Raw genomic sequence first — 16,565 nt, 5'->3', positions numbered from 1 at the left:
CAAGATCCTTTCACTGATCCCGCCCGAAGAGCGGATCATCACCATCGAGGAGGCAGCCGAGCTGCACCCCGAGCAGCCCAATGTCGTGACGTTGATCGCTGACCGGGACACGGATGCCCGCAGTGCCGATGTGCTCTTGGCCTCAACGCTTCGCATGCGACCCGATCGGATCGTCCTAGGCGAAGTCCGCGGGCGCGAGGCGATGACGTTTCTCGAGGCAATCAACACCGGCCACGGTGGATCGCTGACCACGCTGCATGCCGAGACCCCACAACTTGCTGTTCGCCGCCTCGCCATCGCCGCCCTGAAAACCGATGTGCCAATGACCTATGCCGACATGATCGATTATATCGAGGGCTCGATCGACGTGATCATTCAGGCAGGCCGCCATGAAGGCGCGCGCGGAATCACCGAGTTCTTTCTCCCGGGTCAAACCACCGATTTGAATCTCGACATGGTCGACGGCAGAGGCAACAAGAGCCCCTCCGTTGCCGCTGAGTAAAAAAGGAACCCCCCAGATGCGAAAACCAATTCTCGCACTCATGCTTGCCGCCTTGGCGGGCCCCCTTGTGGCGCAGACTTCGCCTCAGGTCTCAAACGATCTCACAGTCGATATGTCGCCTCAACAATACCGGATCTGCAACGAACGTCCGGCGCGCCCGACCTGGATGGACGAAATCGACCCGCGGGAAGCCTACAAGGCTCGAACCATGATGCGGCTCTATGAATTGCGTTCTTGGCAGGCGATCAAGTCATCAGGCGATTGTGGCTGTGACATCCGCTTCCCACCATGGGATGTTGCCTCGGCGGAATATGAAGAACGTTTTGCGACAAGTACTCAGGCGGAACATACTCAAGCTCGGTTAGCCCTCAGGGACCAACAAAACCAGATCGCCCGTGAAGTGCAGGATATCTGCGAAGCGCAAGGGACCTGGTAGTGGGTGTCGTCAGTTGGATGGTCGGAACCGCAGACGCGTTCCTTGTCGATGCGGCCGAGTCCCAGTTCGGGGCTGTGGCAAGCAATGTCGGCGCGATCGTCCTGCTGATGGCCACTCTTTCGCTGATCGGCGTCTGCATCAACATGGCCTTCCAATTCCGCAGCATGGATGGGGCCAGCTTCTTTTGGTACCTGATCAAGCTGATGTTGATAGGGCTCTTCGCCTTCAACTGGGCCAACTTCAACGCGGTCGCGAATGCCATCATCGGCGGGCTCGACTATGTCGCTGGAGCCCTGATTTCCTCGGTCGGCGGCGGAGGGGCGGGGGCCACATACTTCGCGGCCGAGTTCGATGATCTCATTACAGAGTTCAGCCAATACTTGAACGCCATCGGCAGCAACCTGAACTGGATGACAGGTGCGATCTTGGGCGGCATAGGGCTCGTTCTGTTGAGCCTTCTTGGCTTCATGACCGGCATCGTACTCATTTTCGCCAAGATGATGCTGACACTCATGCTTGGCCTCGCTCCGATCATGATCGCTCTGTCTCTCTTCGATGCGACCAAAGACTTTTTCCATAGGTGGGTCTCGACGACGGTCAGCTATGCTTTCTACCCCATCGTAATCGCAGCAATGTTCTCGACGGTCGTCGGCATGGCGAATTCGCTGCTCGCCCAGCTCGGCGATCCGAACTCGGCAACCAACATCGGATCGCTCGTGCCGTTCTTCGTCATGGTCTTTCTGGCAAAAGGTTTCGTCGCGGCGACACCTCTGATCGTGAGGGGGATTTCGGGCAACCTGATGGTGGCGGCCGCGCCCGCCATTGTCGCTGGATCGGCTGGGGTCGTGCGTGGGATCTTCAACACGGCCGGCGTCAAAGGCAGGTCGCGGATTGGTGCGCTGACCAGCGGGGAGGTGATTGGGAGAGGCCTTGTGCAGGCGCCTGCGTCCGCGCAGAGCTCCGTGGCGATGGCAAGTGTGCAAGTTGTTAGGATGGCGGAGAGGGCGAAGCGGTTGGGACAGGGTAGAGCGCATTGAAATGAGAACGCCCATTCGGACTGAAAATATGAAGGCCGTTGGTTTAAATCCTGCCCCGCAACCGCTCTAAACTACGTCAGAATCCTCTAAACTGGAATTTTCGACGACGGGCTATCCCCTAGATGCTTCGATCTGTTAACTCTTTCGCGAAAATTGTTTGCATACGGCATCGGTCTCCGATGCTAGCCACCTTGACCATATTCTGAACAACCCGATCCGGAATCGGCCTTTGATTCAGGCAAATACGGAACCGCTCTATGGGCTCATCATACGGCTCAGTCGACTGGAGTCTGCTGGTGAGACGTGCGGAGCCAGCCACCCACATCGTTCAGATAGGTGGAGGCGCAAAGTGCTTCATAGATGGGCAGATCGGGTTTCTCAGCAGAGGCACGGTAGCTGAGAATGACAATGTCGCCACATTGCGTTGTTCTACGCTCAGCCATCGCCACGGACCGCCAGCCGGTTCTCCGCTTCAGGCCATGCCAGATTTGATCACCCTGTAGGATACCCGGAGGATATGGAATGATCATGATTGCATCCTTGGCGGTGGTTGCGCGCGCGTTGTCGGAGCCACTTGTCCAGAAGCGCTCCTCCATATCCCAGAGAATTTTCTGATCCGTAGAAGACGGTCTGCTAATCTTACTTGCGGCATCGTCGGGAAGATTGCTTTGCGGCGTGGAGAGGGTCATTCGGCTGTCTCCCATGTGCCGGAAAGTATTACCTGGATCAGGAACAGTATCACGACCGCTACTGACAGGATCGTTCCTGGCGAGGAGGCAATGCCCTTATGTACGGCATCGCCTACACTCGTAGCGGCCGGTGCGGCAGGCGGAAGGAGAGGAGCAAGGGTGCGCGCCACCTTTCCATTCTCAGTCGCAAGTGCAGGCACGTCTTTGCAGCGTGACAGCAGCGTTCTCAAGCGCGAGACAGCAGCTTCACGGCCTGAAGACGCAAGCTCGGCGGCCACGTCCCAAGGATCGAGGTCCAGCCTGGCAAGCGCAGAGAGTACGGTCACGCTGGAGCCGTTTCGGTCTTCGCCGACGGAGGCGAAGAGAAACCGCTCCAATGCGGGGTCGTGGAAATTAAGGATACCTGGTGCGGGCATTTTTGCTTCCTACATAAATGTGGCTCGGGATCTCGGCAGGTTTAGACACAGAACGATCTGGGTCGCCAACTCCGGCCGAGAAGACCTCGGTTGGCGTCGATCCTGCCCAAATTCCGCCCTGCACGGGCTGATGCAGATCAGTCTGGCGCCAAGCTGACGCTGCCAATGCCAGACCCGCTCGGGTCTTGCCCGTCAGCTCACCATTGCGAGCCATGCTAACATGGGTCAGGGCGTGTCGTCCGATCGTCAGGTAAAAGTACTGATACCAGCACGCTGTGCCTCTTCCCCGAAATCATGGGGTGGACGTGGTGCTGCTCCCCGCAGACAGCACGGAGATCAGGTATGGCCATGCGCTCGACCAAGTCGACTGTGACGTTCGAACACCCGTTTCTCTTGTCCGGTTACACGGATGAATTGCCCGCCGGCGACTACGACGTGGTCGTCGAGGAAGAGCTTCTGGAAGGTCTCAGCTTCGCGGCCTACCGAAGGACGGCGACATATCTGACCGTACGAGTAAAGGGGCAAAGGGCTGGACGAGTCGAACTGCGATCGACCAGCGAGCGGGATCTGGAAACGGCACTTGGCTTGGACCGGAGATTTCCGAACCGAAATAGCGAGACGGCGCTTTCCCCGTCGGAGGACTTGAAATGAACACTCCCGAATGGCTTAAACCCGGCATCTACGGCGCCGCAATCGGCGCGGTCATTGTAGGTGTCGTCGGATTTACATGGGGCGGCTGGGTGACCGGCGGAACTTCGAGCGACAGAGCCTTGACCATGGCCCACGAGGATGTTGTCGCGGCCATGGTGCCCGTTTGTCTGGAAATGGCCCGGACCGATCCGGAGCGGGCCGCAAAGATGGAAACAATCAAGGCTGCGTCAACCTACCAGAGGCGCGACGCGCTTATGAAGGCGGGATGGGCGACCGTACCCGGCACCGATGCTCCGGATCGCGACATCGCGCAAGCTTGTCTCGCAGAGCTCCAACTTTAGAGCCTCCGAATGCAACAGTCCCCGGATATCGGCAACGAAGAGACCCTGCCCGCGATGGAACAATCTTCCGATTCCCGAGATGAGAGAACCGAGCTCGAACGTCGCGTGCTCGCTCATGAAAGGGTCCTTCAGGCACTGATCGCATACATGTCCCGAACTGAGCCGCGGTTTGTCGATCATCTGAGAGAACGGTTCGTGGAACCGATGCGCATGGCTCGGCACGAGCACGACTATCGGGGGGCCGACGACTATGCGGAAGAATTCATCCGCGCCGTGATGCTTCTCGGTGAACCGCGCCAGCCGCCGGTCGATCCGTCGAAGGCTGCGAAACGCGCTAGCGCCTCTGAAAACGACAGATTGGAGGGCTCCGATCCGCATGCGCAACGCGACCAGGTTCTCGTCCAACAGAGAAACGGCATATGGCACGTGACGGTCAACGGCGTCTTTCGCGGCGACTACCACCAAGAGGAGCACGCCAACGCAGCTGCGGCATTGTTAAAGCTGTCCCTGCCATGATCCTCGGCATTCAACCTACTGGACCGAGCGAGTTTGCGATCCAGGCAGCCGAGAACGAAGGCATGCCGACAAGACCAGATATTGCATCTGTGTTGCCGAATGTCTCGGCGGCGGGGCAGCAAACGGCACACTTCAGCCGATGCGCTCGAAATCCCACAGGCAAGCGAACTGCCCCAGAACTTGAAGGATGGAGCAAATGGCACACGATGCGCATTCACATGGCAGGACCCTCGGGCGCCTTTTTGCGAAACTGACTGCGGTGGCCGGCATGATCGCCTCTCTCGCGTTTCCGGTCTTTGCGCAGGACGGGACTGGACCGATCCCGCAGAACGCGCAGGCCCGCAGCTATGGCGGAGGGTGGAACTGTGTCCTGGGGTATCGGGTGGATGGCGCTGAGTGCCTTGCGATCGAACTGCCGGAGAATGCCTATGCGACGGGTCGTTCCTACGGAACGGGGTGGGAATGTCGCCGCGGATACGAAGAGAGGGGTGAGGCATCGTGCGCCCCCATCCTTGTGCCCGCCCACGCCTTCCTGCAATCTTACGGTTCCGACTGGCAGTGCGAACGCGGATATCGGCAGGACCGCGAAACCTGCGTTCCAATCATCCTGCCGGAACACGCATTTCTCACGGAAGATCCCGGAGGCACGGGCTGGACCTGTGATCGCGGCTTTGCAGCGGGCGATGGCGCGTGCGTTCCAATTGCCGTGCCGGATAACGGCTACCTGACCAACACCGATTACGGCGATACATGGCGTTGCGAAAGAGGCTTTTCCGAGGTTGACGGTCGCTGCGATGCCATCGTGTTACCGGCCAATGCCTTTCTGGACACGGATTCGTATGGGCCGGGATGGCGCTGTGAGCGAGGATACGAGCGCAAGGATCGCAACTGCGTCGTGATCGTGCTGCCGGAGAACGCCCATCTCGATCGATCAGGCAATCGCTGGAGTTGTGACCGAGGCTTTCGATTGTCCGATGGGGGGTGTGCTCTTGGACGATGATCCGCACACTTCGGGGGGTCCTCGTGCGTCCGGGATGCGCGTCAGCTTAGGATGCCGCCTGCGCTACGCGTTGACCCAACCGACGCCCTTGATCGCGATGCTGAATGTACACTATTCGCGCTTCGGTGATCTGGAGCGCGCCGACTATCTCGTCACCTCTCCCAGCGTCCCGCTCGAAAGCTACCGTGACGGTTTCGGAAACTGGTGCACGCGCATGGTGGCACCAGCGGGCGATTTCACCTTGTCCTCCGATGGCATTTTCCGGGATGGCGGGTTGCTCGACCCCGCTGCTCCGGATGCGGCCCAGCACGCGGTCCAGGATCTGCCGTTCGAGACGCTCGTCTATCTGCTCGGCAGCCGATATTGCGACACGGATCTTCTGTCCGACGAAGCCTGGCGGCTGTTTGAGAACACAAGGCCCGGATGGGCCAGGGTCCAGACGATCTGCGATTTTGTTCACGAGACTGTGGCTTTCGACTATATGCAGGCGAATGCGACCCGCACAGCCTCTCAGACGCTTGCCGGCCGGGCCGGTGTGTGCCGTGATTTTGCGCATCTCGCCATCGCCTTCTGCCGATGCATGAACATTCCGGCCCGCTACTGCACGGGCTATCTGAGCGATATTGGCGAGCCCGAGCCCTATCCGCCCGGAGATTTCGCGGCCTGGATGGAAGTCTTTCTCGAGGGTCGCTGGTGGGTCTTCGATCCGCGCAACAACACACGGCGCACCGCGAGGATCCTGATCGCGCGCGGCCGGGATGCCGCGGATGTGCCTTTGACGCAGACCTTCGGGCCAAGCACGCTGTTGGAGTTCCGGGTCTGGACCGATCAATTGACCTGATCGGGCCTCAATCCAAGTGGTCGGCCATCAGGCGATCACGGCTCTGATCCTCTCTGAGGCAAGGCTCTGGATTTGAAGGTCTTCCAACGCAGGGGAGGCCGCTGGCGGAACTTGAGATCACCGAATTGACCGTAAACAAGGAGGACGCAGGTGGAACACCCCAAAATAAAGAGCGTTGCGGTGTTTTCGAGACCGTTCAAGGTCCCGGGCTTTGACGAAATGCTGCCGGCCGGAACCTATGACATCGAAACCGAGCTGAGTGCGCCGCCCGATGACCGCAACCCCGATGCCTGGAAGGCCTCGGTGCTGGTAAATCTGCATCCGCGAAACTCACATCCCGGATTGTCACGCACATTGAGGGTCTCTCTGATCGACCTCGATGCAGCCCGCGCAAAGGATGAGCTCACCGGAAAAGAGCTCACGGAATTCTTCCTCGAGGAGATGTTGGCCGATCCGATGGTGCGGCTGGTAATGCAGGCCGACGGCGTCTCTGAAATGCAGCTTCGGCATCTCTACTCAATCGAGCGTTCGTCCGTGGCCGCCCCTGATGCCGCGACACCCGTCGGTGACCTCGGCATGCCGCCGGGCAAATATTCGATTCAGGTCGCAGAGAATGAAGGGATGCCGCCGCGGCGAAATTGAGCCGTGCCGCAGCACGCAGACCCTTGGCCCCGCAGTCGCAGCAGAGTTGGCCGCACCAGAACAAGAGGAAACCACCATGCCTGATCATGAGGACGACCGCCCGGACGATCGGGGACCATGGAACCCCAGACAGAAGCGCGCTCCACCAGAGATCGATGCCATTCTCCGTCAGGGTCGCGAGCGCTTGGGTGGGCTGTTGCCAGGTGGTCTGCCACCCGCCAAGAGCACCGCGGTGGTGGGGGCCGTTGCTTTCTTCGCAGTTGTCGCCTGGTCGTCCTACTACACGGTTCCGAGTGACTCCGTGGCCGTCGTGCAGCGATTTGGAAAATACACCGCTGAGGTTCCGCCGGGGCTGCACTTCAAATTTCCGCTTGGGGTCGATGTGGTCACCTTGGTTCCCGTGAAGCGTCAGCTGAAACAGGAATTCGGCTTCACAACGCCGGGCGCGAGTGATCCGTTTCAAAGTCCGGTCGATGGCCGTCGCGAAACCGAGATGGTAACCGGCGATCTGAACGCCGCTCTCGTGGAGTGGGTGGTGCAATACCGGATTTCGGAGCCGCTGAAATTCCTCTTCGAGGTGCGTCAGCCGGGCGCGACGCTTCGTTATGTTTCCGAGTCTGTTATGCGTGAGGTTGTCGGCGACCGCACAGTCGACGAGGTCATCACTATAGGCCGGCAGGAGATCGAAAGCGAAGCTCTTCTGAAGATGCAGGCGCTGACGACCAAGTACGCGATGGGGATCAGCATCGATCAGGTGCAGCTCAAGAACATCAACCCGCCCGAACCGGTTCAGGCCTCCTTCAATGAGGTCAATCAGGCCCAGCAGGAGAAGGAGCGCCTGATCAACGAAGCGCGTCGCGAATACAACAAAGTCATTCCACTGGCCGAGGGCGAGAAAGACCAGCGCATCCGCGAGGCCGATGGCTATCGCCTGAAACGCATAAACGAGGCTGAAGGCGACGCCGCACGGTTCACCGCGCTTCTGGCCGAATACGTGAAGGCGCCCGACGTCACGAGACGGCGTATCTATATCGAGACCCTGCAAGACGTGCTGCCAGGGATCGGGTCGAAGATCATCGTCGATGGCTCGACCGCGAGCATTCTGCCGCTTCTGACGCTCGACCGGGCCCGGGAGGATCAGCCATGAAACTGAAATCTGGCATTCTTGCAGGTCTCGCCGTTGCGGTCGTCGTGACCGCCCCGGGCGCCTTCTACACGGTTGGCGAGGTCGAACAGGCGATCATTACGCAATTCGGCAAACCCGTTGGAGAACCGATCACGACAGCCGGCCTCAAGCTGAAACTCCCCTTTATTCAGGAGGTCAATCGGATCGATCGCCGGGTTCTCGAGTGGGACGGCAACCCTTCGGACATGCCAACCAAGGATAAGCTCTATATTTCCGTGGACTTGTTCGCCCGTTGGAAAATTACAGATCCGTTGCAGTATTTCCTGCGCCTGCGCGACGAGCGCAGCGCGCAATCGCGGCTCGACGACATTCTCGGCAGCGAGACCCGCAATGCCGTCGCCAAGCACGAGCTGATCGAGATCATTCGAACAACGAAAGGCAGGGTGCCGCTGCGGGACACGCTCCTGACGGATGAAGAGCGCGCGCAGGACATCGGTGCGCTGGTCCCCATACAAAAGGGCCGGGCAATGGTGGAGCAGGAGATCTTCGCGGCTGCCGCAGAGAAGGTTCGTGTCTTCGGGATAGAACTCCTCGACATCCGCTTCAAGCGGATCAACTACAACGAAAGCGTGCGTCCGAAGATCTATGATCGCATGATCTCGGAGCGACGACAGATCGCCGAGCGTTTCCTGTCCGAAGGCAATGGCGAAGCCGCGCGTATCCGCGGCAACCGCGTGCGCGACCTGAACAAGATCCAATCCGAAGCCTACCGGGAGGTGGAAGAAATCCGGGGCCTGGCAGATGCCTCGGCGGCGGACATCTATGCAAGAGCCTACAACATCACTCCCGAGGCCGCTGAATTCTACGCGTTCACGCGAACCATGCAGGCCTACAAGGATATGATCTCGGGCGGAACGACACTTGTTCTCACGACCGACAGCGATCTCTTCGGATACCTGAGGGCAATGGAAGGAGAAACGTCAGGCGCAGGGGCTGACCCTGCCCGTGCAGGGGCCGAAGCGTTGGTCGAACGATGATACCAGGGAGACAATAGCGATGACCGACGATCCGGTTGACCTCGATACAAGGCGAAGCGCCGAAGGCCGGATCGCGGCCGACATCCGGCGACACTCCCTGAAGGATTTCGAAGCCGATCAAAGAGCGCTCCGCTTGCGGCAGGAGGAACTCGAAGTACAGCTCCTCGCCCAACCCGCCGCCAACTGGCATGAGGCAGCGCTCAAAGCGCAGTATCTGATACGGCGCTACTCGGAAACCGCCGAAGCCAGTGACGCCCGGCGACAGGAACTCATCGAGCGCACGCTTGGTGATCTGGCACGGCTGATTGAAGAGGATGGCGCAGATCGATGACCGAACTCGTGGATCAGGACAATGGGCCTGTGCGGGCCATCGATGATGTCCCGAAAGAGCGTCTTTGTCTCCGTTGCCGCACGCCCGTTCCGAGTGAAGGCTTCGGGGAGCGGATTTGTCGGCGGTGCAAAGCGTCGCGCTCATGGCAAACGGCGGTGCAACCTGTCCGCTCGTCAGGGCGCGGGTGACCAGCGGATTGTCCGGCTTTGGCCCAAATCCAAAATCCCGGGCACTCCAAGGCTGCGGTCTCTGAGCGTCGTCATGCCTTGCGTATCATGTCCTCGTCTCGAGCCGTGTCAGTTGAAGCAGTATCAGTGTGCCGATTGTCGCAGCGAAGGCCGATCCTGACAGGATTCCTAGTTTGGCAGCGTTAAGCATCGTCGCATCGAAGGCCAGATCCGCGATGAAGACCGACATCGTGAACCCAATCCCCGCCAAAAACGAGCCGGCCACGATGAAGGGCCAGGACAGGCCCGGCGCAAGCACCGCAATGCCGGAACGAACTGCAAGCCAGCTGAAACCGAGTACGCCGATCGGCTTTCCCAATACCAATCCGGCAATGACCGCCAGAGTGACTGTTTGTTGGAAATCAGCACCCTGAAACGTCATGCCGGCATTAGCCAACGCGAAGATCGGCATTATTGCAAAGCCGACCCAAGGGTGCAGTATCATCTCGAGACGCTCGACTGGAGAGACGGATTCCGTGACCGCTGCCCCTGCCTGGAGAAGGTCATGGCGTTCTGTGGTATCGCCACTCCAATGCTCGCCGGCAGGATGGGCCAGCAACCGCCCCAGGATCCCCCGTAGACGTGCATCGCTGACCCAGACCCGGGTGGGTGTCATGAGGCCCAGAATGACGCCAGCGATGGTCGCATGGACGCCGGATGCATCAACACTTAGCCAGATTCCAACTCCCAGCAATGAATAGACCGGAACACTTCTGATTCCGAGCCGCGAGGCGCTTGCAACGGCACCAATTCCCAGCAGACCCACCCCGAGTGCCGACCAGTTCAGGGCTTCTCCGTACCCGAGCGCGACCACGAGAATCGCGCCGACATCATCGAATATCGCCAGCGAGAGCAAGAAGAGACGCAGGGTAGGTGGAACCCGGTTTCCGAATAGCGCGAGGCACCCGATTACGAATGCCGTATCGGTTGCCATAACGGTTCCCCAACCATGCAGTCCGGATTCTCCGGACATCAACGCCAAATACATTGCGACCGGAACCACCATGCCGCCCACGGCCCCCGCCAGAGGCAAGGCGACTTGTCGAGGATTTCTCAATTCTCCCAGAACGATTTCCCGCTTGAGCTCGAGCGAGAGCACAAAGAAAAAGAGCGTCATCAATCCGTCATTGACCCAGTGGCGCAGGGAGCGGCTGAAATCCCATGAGCCGAATGTCAGGCCGATACGAGTTTCCCAGAAATCCAGAAAAACGCGGTGCCAAGGCGAATTCGCCAGTCCCAACGCCAGCAACACCGCCAGGAAAAGAAGGGCACCCGCTGCCGCCTCGATTTTCAGAAAGCGTGCGAAGGGTCGCGCGAGCGTGTCGGCGGCCTCATGGGGCAGAGATGCTAGTTTGTCGATCATTGGACCGTTTTCCCCTTTTTTCCACTCAGAGGGACAGTGACTCCGCACACGCAACCAGGGTCTGTTTCCTTGTCCCTCGGCCAAATCGCTCAGTCTCAGGCAGAAAGCGCCCGAGCTTCCGCGAACGACAAAAGTCTATGGCGTTGCTCGTCCCAGAGGTGGAGGCGCGCGCAGCGGAAGCTCTCCCAAAGTGTTATGCGCTTGGTCTGCGCCAGGACATCGTGATTCCGGATAACCTCGTCCAGACGGTAGAAGGGAATGCGGCTGGCCAGATGATGCACATGGTGAACGCCGATGTTTGCGCTGATCCAGCGCAGGATACCGGGCAACGCATAGTGTGAACTTCCGTGCAGGGCCGCGTCCTGAATGTTCCAGTCCCCGTCGTGCTGCCAGCTTGTATCTTCGAACTGATGCTGCACGTAAAAGAACCACATGCCGGTGACCGCTGCCAGAAACATCGTCGGGAGGAACACGAACAGCAGAACATCCCAGCCGCCCAGCCAGATGATCGTCATCAGTGAAAGGCCAATGGCGAGGTTTGTGCCCATCGCGCTCAGCCAGTACCGCCAGCCGGATCGCATCAGGTGCACGGGCAGGCGGTTTTGCAGGAAGAATGTATAGAACGGCACCACGCCGAACAGGAACACCGGATTGCGGATCAGCCGATAGCCCGCCCGGCCAAGTCGGCTCTTGTCCTGATATTCGCTGACCGTCAGGATTGGTATGTCTCCGACACCCCGATGGTCCAGATTTCCGGTCGTGGCGTGGTGGAGCGCGTGCGTCTTGCGCCAGACATCGTAGGGGGTCAGAGTGAGAACGCCGATCACCCGCCCGATCCAGTCGCAGAGGCACCGGCTGCGGAACAGCGACCCGTGACCGCAATCATGCTGGAACATGAACAGACGGACGAGAAAGGCCGCATTCGCTAGCGCCAGAATGATTGCCAACGCGGTGCTGATCGACAGCGCCCACGAGGCGACAGCCCAGAGCGCCACGAATGGCGCGAGTGTAATGGTGAGTTCGAAAACGCTACGCGACGGGATAGGTTGTCGATACGCCGCCAGCGTTCGTGTCCAGTCCGATGGGGTGAACTGCGACTGCTTCGATGCGCGGTCGGTCTCGGCGGAAGAATGGCCAGCACTTTTGACCGCCTCCGCGTGTGATCCGGCATCCTGTAGGTCGGGTCCGGAGTTGCCATGTTCGCCTCTTTTGTTCGCCGTAGCGTCCTGTCGGCCATGCCGTTGAGGCTGCTTGTTATCTGAGCGGGACGAAAACGTCATGGGTGATGCAGATCCTCTACGATTGAATGCATCATGCTGGTGGTCGGTGCACCGAATTGCCCTGAGTGATGATCTGATTGATCAGGGCCGCCGCGACCCGGTGAATTTCCGCGTCAGGCTCAGTGTCGATGGTGTTCTCATGGATGGCCGCGGCGTCGCGGAGAACTCCGACGATCTCGTTCTCCGGCAGCAATCCGCGATCGTTCATGGCCAACAGAAGTGACTCGCAGATCGACAGGGCGGCCAGTCCAGAAGCGTCGTTCGACGTAGGCATCCGGTGTGTTCCTTTCATCGCGTCACAATCTGACGGTGCAGCGTGCCTGATGTGTTCCCCTTTCTTGCATGAAATGCTCTATGCTGGACTGATCGAGAGCAGTCCATGAGCCAGTCTCGACATATCCCCGCAACCGAAAGGAAAGGGTCATGACAGCGGCTGCGGCAAGTCCGCTCACCCGAAAACTCTCGGCATTTGTCGCTTTGTCAGAGGCCGAACTTGCGGCGCTGGCGCGTCTGCACGGGCGTCGGCGGTCTTTTGTCGCCGGGCGAGACATGGCCCATCAGGGACAATCGGATCAGGCCGCCTACATCCTGTCCGCGGGCTGGGTCTGCTCCTACAAGATCCAGCCGGACGGAACGCGGCAGATCGTTGATTTTCAGGTGCCGGGCGATTTTCTGGGATTGCGAAGCGTGCTTTTGCGTACCTCGGACCACAGTTTCGAGCCAATCGTGGACGTAGAGGCTGCAGAAGTCTTGACGGGCGATCTGCTCGAGGCGTTCGCGCAGACACCGCGGCTCGCAACGGCCATCCTTTGGGCGGCATCGCGGGATGAGGCGATGGTGGTTGAACATCTCGTCGGGATTGGGCGGCGGGACGCGGGAGCACGGATGGCGCATTTCCTGCTGGAGTTGGGATCGCGGCTGGCTCTGGTAGGCATGGGGAGCAAGGAGGGGTACGACTGCCCGCTCACACAATATCACCTTGCCGACGCGCTTGGATTGAGCGCAGTCCATGTGAACCGTGTGTTGCGGCAATTGCGTGAACGCGGTCTGGTGACTTTCCGCGACGGTCACGTGGCATTTCACGACTACAGCGGGCTGGCGGAGCTTGCCGGGTTCGATCCGGCGTATCTGGATCAGACCGGACCGCTTTTGAAATGACAGAGTCGCCCTCAGTCTTCAGCAAGCGTCTCAGGAGGTCGCGACAGACGCCGGAATGCCACTCAAACGCGTGTTTGGCGGCGTCGGGTTCCAGGTTCATCTCGGCTTCCTGCCCTGCTGTCTAGGAATCCAGGAGCAGGCCATTCAGCGGCTGTTTTAGAAGGGAAAGAACACCGGAATTGTCAGAACTGCGGCGGCCCCTACGATGATGTTCATTGGAAGACCGATCTTGATGAAGTCCGTGAACTTGTAGTTGCCCGCACCATAGACCAGTGTGTTGGTCTGATAGCCGATCGGGGTCGCGAAGCTTGCGCTCGCTCCGAACATGACTGCGACAACGAAGGGGCGTGGATCAACCCCGATCTGGTCCGCCAGTCCGATCGCCAGAGGGGTCACGACGACCGCGACCGCACTGTTGGTGACCGCCTCCGTCAAGGTCGAAGCGAGCAGATAGACCGCGGCCAGGGCGATGATCGGGGGCATGTCCGCAAGCGGCGGGGCAATGGCACCGACGATCAAGGCAATCGCGCCCGAGTGCTGCAGCCCCGCACCAACCACCAGCATCGAGAAGATCAGAACGAGCACGCCCGCGTCGATGGAACTCCAGGCCTCATCGTTGTCGATGCAGCGCAGGATGAGGATGAAGGCCACGGCGACGAGGGAGACAAGGCTGATGTCCGCCACACCGATGGCGGCCAGGGCCACCACTGCAAACAGTGCCGCAAGCGCAAGCGGGGCCTTGCCGCGTCGAAAGGGGCGCCCTCCGGCCATCGTGACGCCAGCCAGGTCCCCCGCCTCGATCAGGCGGTCGTAGCTTTCGTCGGTTCCCTCCAGTAGCAGTTTGTCCGCTGGTCTGAGGAGCGTGGTCGAGAGGTCGGGGCCAAGGCTTTCCCCATGGCGATGTGCGCCCAGGACACGCATGCCATACCTGAACCCGATGGTCAGTTGCGCGATCCGTACACCGCGGCTGCGATGCGAGAGCGTGACGATCGCCTCTGCGACTGTGGTTTCTGAGTTTTCCCTGGCTGTCGGTCCCTGACGCAGTCCGACATCCCATCCTTTCCGGTTTCTCAAGGTCAGAAGTTCGGAGGTGCGGATAACTGCGATCAGCCGGTCACCAGCGGCAAGGATGTGATCGAGCACGTCGTCACGTCTAACCTCTGCACCGGAACGTATTCCGACCACAGTCACACCCGGACGGGTCAGATCATCGATGTCTCCCAAGGAGTGGCCCAGTCCCCAGAAATCATCCTTTGGACGCAACTCGGTCAGGAAATCCGCCTCACCTGCCGCACCCAGATCCGTCTGATCCTTGCGGTTGGGAAGCAGGAGCGGTCCGAGTAGCAGCAGGGTCAATCCGCCGGTGGCCGCGGCCACCAGACCGACCGGTGTGATTTCCAGAATTGAGAAGGGCGCCAGCCCGATCTCTCTGGCAACGCCATCGACCAGCAGATTGGTCGAGGTTCCGATCAGCGTGCAGGTCCCGCCGAGCACCGCCATGTAAGAGAGCGGGATCAACAGACGCGTCGCTGCGAGGCCGAGGCTTTGGGCCAGTCTTATGGCGACCGGGATCAGCACGAGGACGACAGGTGTGTTGTTCATGAGCGCCGAGGCCACGAGGGTCGAAGCCAGAAACACGCCGGTAGCCGCAATGGGGCGCTGGCCGGCGGCGACGACGACCCGGTTTGCCAACGCATCGAGCAACCCGGTGCGGACGAGGGCGCCGCTGAGGATAAACATCGCGGCGATGGTGATCGGTGCGGGATTTGAAAAAACCGATAGAACAGTGTCTTGCGGCACCAGTCCAAAAACGACAAACAACGCAGCGACCGCTGCGGCCGTCACCTCGGGGGCGAACCGCTCGTAGAGGAAGCCCGCGAAGAGAACCAGAAGAAGCGCGAGCGCAAGATAAGGCTCAAAGGGGTACAGGTGTGTCATTCCGGGGTCTCCAGTGCATTGACGGCGGAGAGGTCCTGACGTCGTGCAATATGTGGTCTTTCGTTCTCGCTCTGCCTCGAAGGCTGGCGCAGGGCCCTCCTCGATCGGTCGCCGCGGACCGGGGTCGCGGTGATCAGTATTCGATGACCGCGTGGTGCACCTCGACGGTCATGCATCGCTGGGTGTTTCCCCGCCCCGTGAAGCTCCCGGTGACCGGGACGACCTGATGAATGCCACGGGCGACCGCCACGGGAATGAGGTTCTTTGATCCGACGCTCCGGTTTGTAGGGTCGAACGCGACCCACCCGGCACCGGGAACGAACACTTCGGCCCAGGCATGGGTAGAACCCGCCCCTTCGGACCCGACAAGGCGCGTTTCGGGATCAAAGAGGTAGCCGGAAACGATGCGGGCCCCGAAGCTGAGCATGCGCGCGGCTTCGGCAAACAACACCGCAAAGTCACGGCATGAGCCCCAACCGCGGGAAAGTGTTTCCAGCGGCGACTGTGTCCCTTCCATCTCTCGCCCCTGATATGCGATCTGCGTCGACACCCCGTTGGCGATATCCTTGAGCAGAGACAACGTATCCGTGGGGCGCTTAAGGATGAAGGCCTCGACCCAGCTGGAAAACTTGCCGTCAGGGTCGGGATATTGTGGTGCCGTCAGGGCGCCGAGGTCGGCCCAATCGTCGCCTGAATAAAGGAAGGGAAAACTGATTGCCTCCGCCGCTATGGCGAATACCGGCCAGACCGCGGCGGTCAGATCGACCGTGGCACGGCTTTCGATGATCAGATGGTCGCTCGGCTGATTAAACTGTGCCGTGGCGACCGCATTGCCCGCAACGTCATGGGCCCAGGTGATATCGGCATGGGGCGTGAGGGTGATCTCATGCGACACCAGCCGCAGGTCCCGGGCTTCGCGCGGGCGCAGCATCATCCGATGAGGTCCAAGCAGAACGGGTTCGCCGTAGCGGTATTCGGTCTTGTGATAGGTCGTCAGCGTGGTCACGTTAGGTGCCTTTCGGCTGCAATGCGGT

General features: G+C 60.0%; 20 protein-coding genes. 13 read left to right on the top strand and 7 right to left on the bottom strand.

Annotated features, from left to right (window positions below; all coding sequences use genetic code 11):
- The 3 genes from G455_RS24675 to G455_RS0118820 all read left to right on the top strand — a co-directional run.
- On the top strand, positions 1–502 hold a 502-nt coding region (locus tag G455_RS24675; RefSeq protein ID WP_035367019.1), incomplete at its 5' end, for a CpaF/VirB11 family protein.
- Between the two features lie 16 nt (positions 503–518).
- On the top strand, positions 519–938 hold the full coding sequence (locus G455_RS0118825; RefSeq protein WP_028095111.1) for a hypothetical protein: 420 nt from the start codon (positions 519–521) through the stop codon (positions 936–938).
- Positions 938–1,975 carry a type IV secretion system protein gene (locus tag G455_RS0118820; protein ID WP_035367017.1) on the top strand — a complete coding sequence of 346 codons (1,038 nt, stop codon included), beginning with the start codon at positions 938–940 and terminating at the stop codon, positions 1,973–1,975. Before G455_RS0118825 ends, G455_RS0118820 begins: the two co-directional genes overlap by 1 nt.
- Before the next feature lie 275 nt (positions 1,976–2,250).
- Here the strand turns inward: G455_RS0118820 and G455_RS0118815 are convergent, their stop codons facing one another.
- Together G455_RS0118815 and G455_RS26490 are read right to left on the bottom strand one after the other, a co-directional pair.
- Positions 2,251–2,664 carry a hypothetical protein gene (locus G455_RS0118815; protein WP_229861809.1) on the bottom strand — a complete coding sequence of 138 codons (414 nt, stop codon included), beginning with the start codon at positions 2,662–2,664 and terminating at the stop codon, positions 2,251–2,253.
- The gene (locus G455_RS26490) at positions 2,661–3,080 is read right to left on the bottom strand and encodes a hypothetical protein (RefSeq protein ID WP_154664428.1); all 420 of its coding nucleotides are present in this window, start codon (positions 3,078–3,080) and stop codon (positions 2,661–2,663) included. Before G455_RS26490 ends, G455_RS0118815 begins: the two co-directional genes overlap by 4 nt.
- Before the next feature lie 342 nt (positions 3,081–3,422).
- Here G455_RS26490 and G455_RS0118810 point away from each other — a divergent pair, with 342 nt between their 5' ends.
- The 9 genes from G455_RS0118810 (at position 3,423) to G455_RS0118770 (ending at position 9,565) form a co-directional block, all read left to right on the top strand.
- Positions 3,423–3,731, top strand: coding sequence for a hypothetical protein (locus G455_RS0118810; RefSeq protein ID WP_035367016.1), 309 nt, complete (start codon positions 3,423–3,425; stop codon positions 3,729–3,731).
- Entirely contained in the window at positions 3,728–4,072 is a 345-nt protein-coding gene (locus G455_RS0118805; protein WP_028095107.1) for a hypothetical protein, read from the top strand. Before G455_RS0118810 ends, G455_RS0118805 begins: the two co-directional genes overlap by 4 nt.
- 9 nt (positions 4,073–4,081) lie before the next feature.
- The gene (locus G455_RS0118800; protein ID WP_229861808.1) at positions 4,082–4,588 is read left to right on the top strand and encodes a hypothetical protein; all 507 of its coding nucleotides are present in this window, start codon (positions 4,082–4,084) and stop codon (positions 4,586–4,588) included.
- Between the two features lie 196 nt (positions 4,589–4,784).
- Complete coding sequence (locus G455_RS24670) at positions 4,785–5,588, top strand: hypothetical protein (protein WP_051312627.1); 804 nt, start codon at positions 4,785–4,787, stop codon at positions 5,586–5,588.
- A gap of 34 nt (positions 5,589–5,622) precedes the next feature.
- Positions 5,623–6,429 (top strand): transglutaminase-like domain-containing protein, encoded by an 807-nt coding sequence (locus G455_RS0118790; RefSeq protein WP_028095105.1) that lies wholly within the window; start codon positions 5,623–5,625, stop codon positions 6,427–6,429.
- 150 nt (positions 6,430–6,579) lie between these two features.
- Complete coding sequence (locus G455_RS24665) at positions 6,580–7,071, top strand: hypothetical protein (RefSeq protein ID WP_035367014.1); 492 nt, start codon at positions 6,580–6,582, stop codon at positions 7,069–7,071.
- Between the two features lie 76 nt (positions 7,072–7,147).
- The gene (gene hflK, locus G455_RS0118780) at positions 7,148–8,218 is read left to right on the top strand and encodes an FtsH protease activity modulator HflK (RefSeq protein ID WP_028095104.1); all 1,071 of its coding nucleotides are present in this window, start codon (positions 7,148–7,150) and stop codon (positions 8,216–8,218) included.
- Positions 8,215–9,234, top strand: a complete 1,020-nt coding sequence (gene hflC / locus G455_RS24660; protein ID WP_051312626.1) for a protease modulator HflC — start codon at positions 8,215–8,217, stop codon at positions 9,232–9,234. The genes hflK and hflC overlap by 4 nt, the downstream gene beginning before the upstream one ends.
- A 19-nt stretch (positions 9,235–9,253) precedes the next feature.
- A complete protein-coding gene (locus tag G455_RS0118770; protein WP_028095103.1) occupies positions 9,254–9,565 on the top strand; it encodes a hypothetical protein in 312 nt (103 codons plus the stop codon).
- A 273-nt stretch (positions 9,566–9,838) separates the two neighbouring features.
- Here G455_RS0118770 and nhaA read toward each other — a convergent pair whose 3' ends face one another.
- The 3 genes from nhaA to G455_RS0118750 form a co-directional block, all read right to left on the bottom strand.
- Positions 9,839–11,155 (bottom strand): Na+/H+ antiporter NhaA, encoded by a 1,317-nt coding sequence (gene nhaA, locus G455_RS0118760; RefSeq protein ID WP_028095102.1) that lies wholly within the window; start codon positions 11,153–11,155, stop codon positions 9,839–9,841.
- A gap of 95 nt (positions 11,156–11,250) precedes the next feature.
- Positions 11,251–12,435: a fatty acid desaturase gene (locus tag G455_RS24650; protein WP_084437130.1), complete on the bottom strand. Its 1,185-nt coding sequence runs from the start codon at positions 12,433–12,435 to the stop codon at positions 11,251–11,253.
- 31 nt (positions 12,436–12,466) lie between these two features.
- Positions 12,467–12,709 (bottom strand): hypothetical protein, encoded by a 243-nt coding sequence (locus G455_RS0118750; protein ID WP_028095101.1) that lies wholly within the window; start codon positions 12,707–12,709, stop codon positions 12,467–12,469.
- A 149-nt stretch (positions 12,710–12,858) separates the two neighbouring features.
- Here G455_RS0118750 and G455_RS0118745 point away from each other — a divergent pair, with 149 nt between their 5' ends.
- Complete coding sequence (locus G455_RS0118745; protein ID WP_028095100.1) at positions 12,859–13,593, top strand: Crp/Fnr family transcriptional regulator; 735 nt, start codon at positions 12,859–12,861, stop codon at positions 13,591–13,593.
- A gap of 156 nt (positions 13,594–13,749) precedes the next feature.
- Here G455_RS0118745 and G455_RS0118735 read toward each other — a convergent pair whose 3' ends face one another.
- Both G455_RS0118735 and G455_RS0118730 read right to left on the bottom strand, forming a co-directional pair.
- A complete protein-coding gene (locus tag G455_RS0118735; protein WP_028095099.1) occupies positions 13,750–15,531 on the bottom strand; it encodes an SLC13 family permease in 1,782 nt (593 codons plus the stop codon).
- A 133-nt stretch (positions 15,532–15,664) separates the two neighbouring features.
- Positions 15,665–16,537 carry a transglutaminase family protein gene (locus G455_RS0118730; protein WP_028095098.1) on the bottom strand — a complete coding sequence of 291 codons (873 nt, stop codon included), beginning with the start codon at positions 16,535–16,537 and terminating at the stop codon, positions 15,665–15,667.
- Positions 16,538–16,565 lie beyond the last annotated feature (28 nt).

Source organism: Pseudodonghicola xiamenensis DSM 18339 (assembly GCF_000429365.1).
Lineage (GTDB): Bacteria > Pseudomonadota > Alphaproteobacteria > Rhodobacterales > Rhodobacteraceae > Pseudodonghicola > Pseudodonghicola xiamenensis.
This window is presented reverse-complemented; position numbering and strand designations above follow the sequence as displayed.

Coding starts and splice junctions, on each gene's coding strand:
- hflK (WP_028095104.1), top strand. CDS start 7,148: ATGCCTGATCATGAGGACGACCGCCCGGACGATCGGGGACCATGGAAC.
- G455_RS0118750 (WP_028095101.1), bottom strand. CDS start 12,709: ATGCCTACGTCGAACGACGCTTCTGGACTGGCCGCCCTGTCGATCTGC.
- G455_RS0118825 (WP_028095111.1), top strand. CDS start 519: ATGCGAAAACCAATTCTCGCACTCATGCTTGCCGCCTTGGCGGGCCCC.
- G455_RS0118800 (WP_229861808.1), top strand. CDS start 4,082: ATGCAACAGTCCCCGGATATCGGCAACGAAGAGACCCTGCCCGCGATG.
- G455_RS24670 (WP_051312627.1), top strand. CDS start 4,785: ATGGCACACGATGCGCATTCACATGGCAGGACCCTCGGGCGCCTTTTT.
- G455_RS0118810 (WP_035367016.1), top strand. CDS start 3,423: ATGGCCATGCGCTCGACCAAGTCGACTGTGACGTTCGAACACCCGTTT.
- G455_RS0118805 (WP_028095107.1), top strand. CDS start 3,728: ATGAACACTCCCGAATGGCTTAAACCCGGCATCTACGGCGCCGCAATC.
- G455_RS0118815 (WP_229861809.1), bottom strand. CDS start 2,664: ATGACCCTCTCCACGCCGCAAAGCAATCTTCCCGACGATGCCGCAAGT.
- G455_RS0118790 (WP_028095105.1), top strand. CDS start 5,623: ATGCGCGTCAGCTTAGGATGCCGCCTGCGCTACGCGTTGACCCAACCG.
- hflC (WP_051312626.1), top strand. CDS start 8,215: ATGAAACTGAAATCTGGCATTCTTGCAGGTCTCGCCGTTGCGGTCGTC.
- G455_RS0118770 (WP_028095103.1), top strand. CDS start 9,254: ATGACCGACGATCCGGTTGACCTCGATACAAGGCGAAGCGCCGAAGGC.
- G455_RS0118745 (WP_028095100.1), top strand. CDS start 12,859: ATGACAGCGGCTGCGGCAAGTCCGCTCACCCGAAAACTCTCGGCATTT.
- G455_RS26490 (WP_154664428.1), bottom strand. CDS start 3,080: ATGCCCGCACCAGGTATCCTTAATTTCCACGACCCCGCATTGGAGCGG.
- G455_RS24650 (WP_084437130.1), bottom strand. CDS start 12,435: ATGACGTTTTCGTCCCGCTCAGATAACAAGCAGCCTCAACGGCATGGC.
- G455_RS0118735 (WP_028095099.1), bottom strand. CDS start 15,531: ATGACACACCTGTACCCCTTTGAGCCTTATCTTGCGCTCGCGCTTCTT.
- nhaA (WP_028095102.1), bottom strand. CDS start 11,155: ATGATCGACAAACTAGCATCTCTGCCCCATGAGGCCGCCGACACGCTC.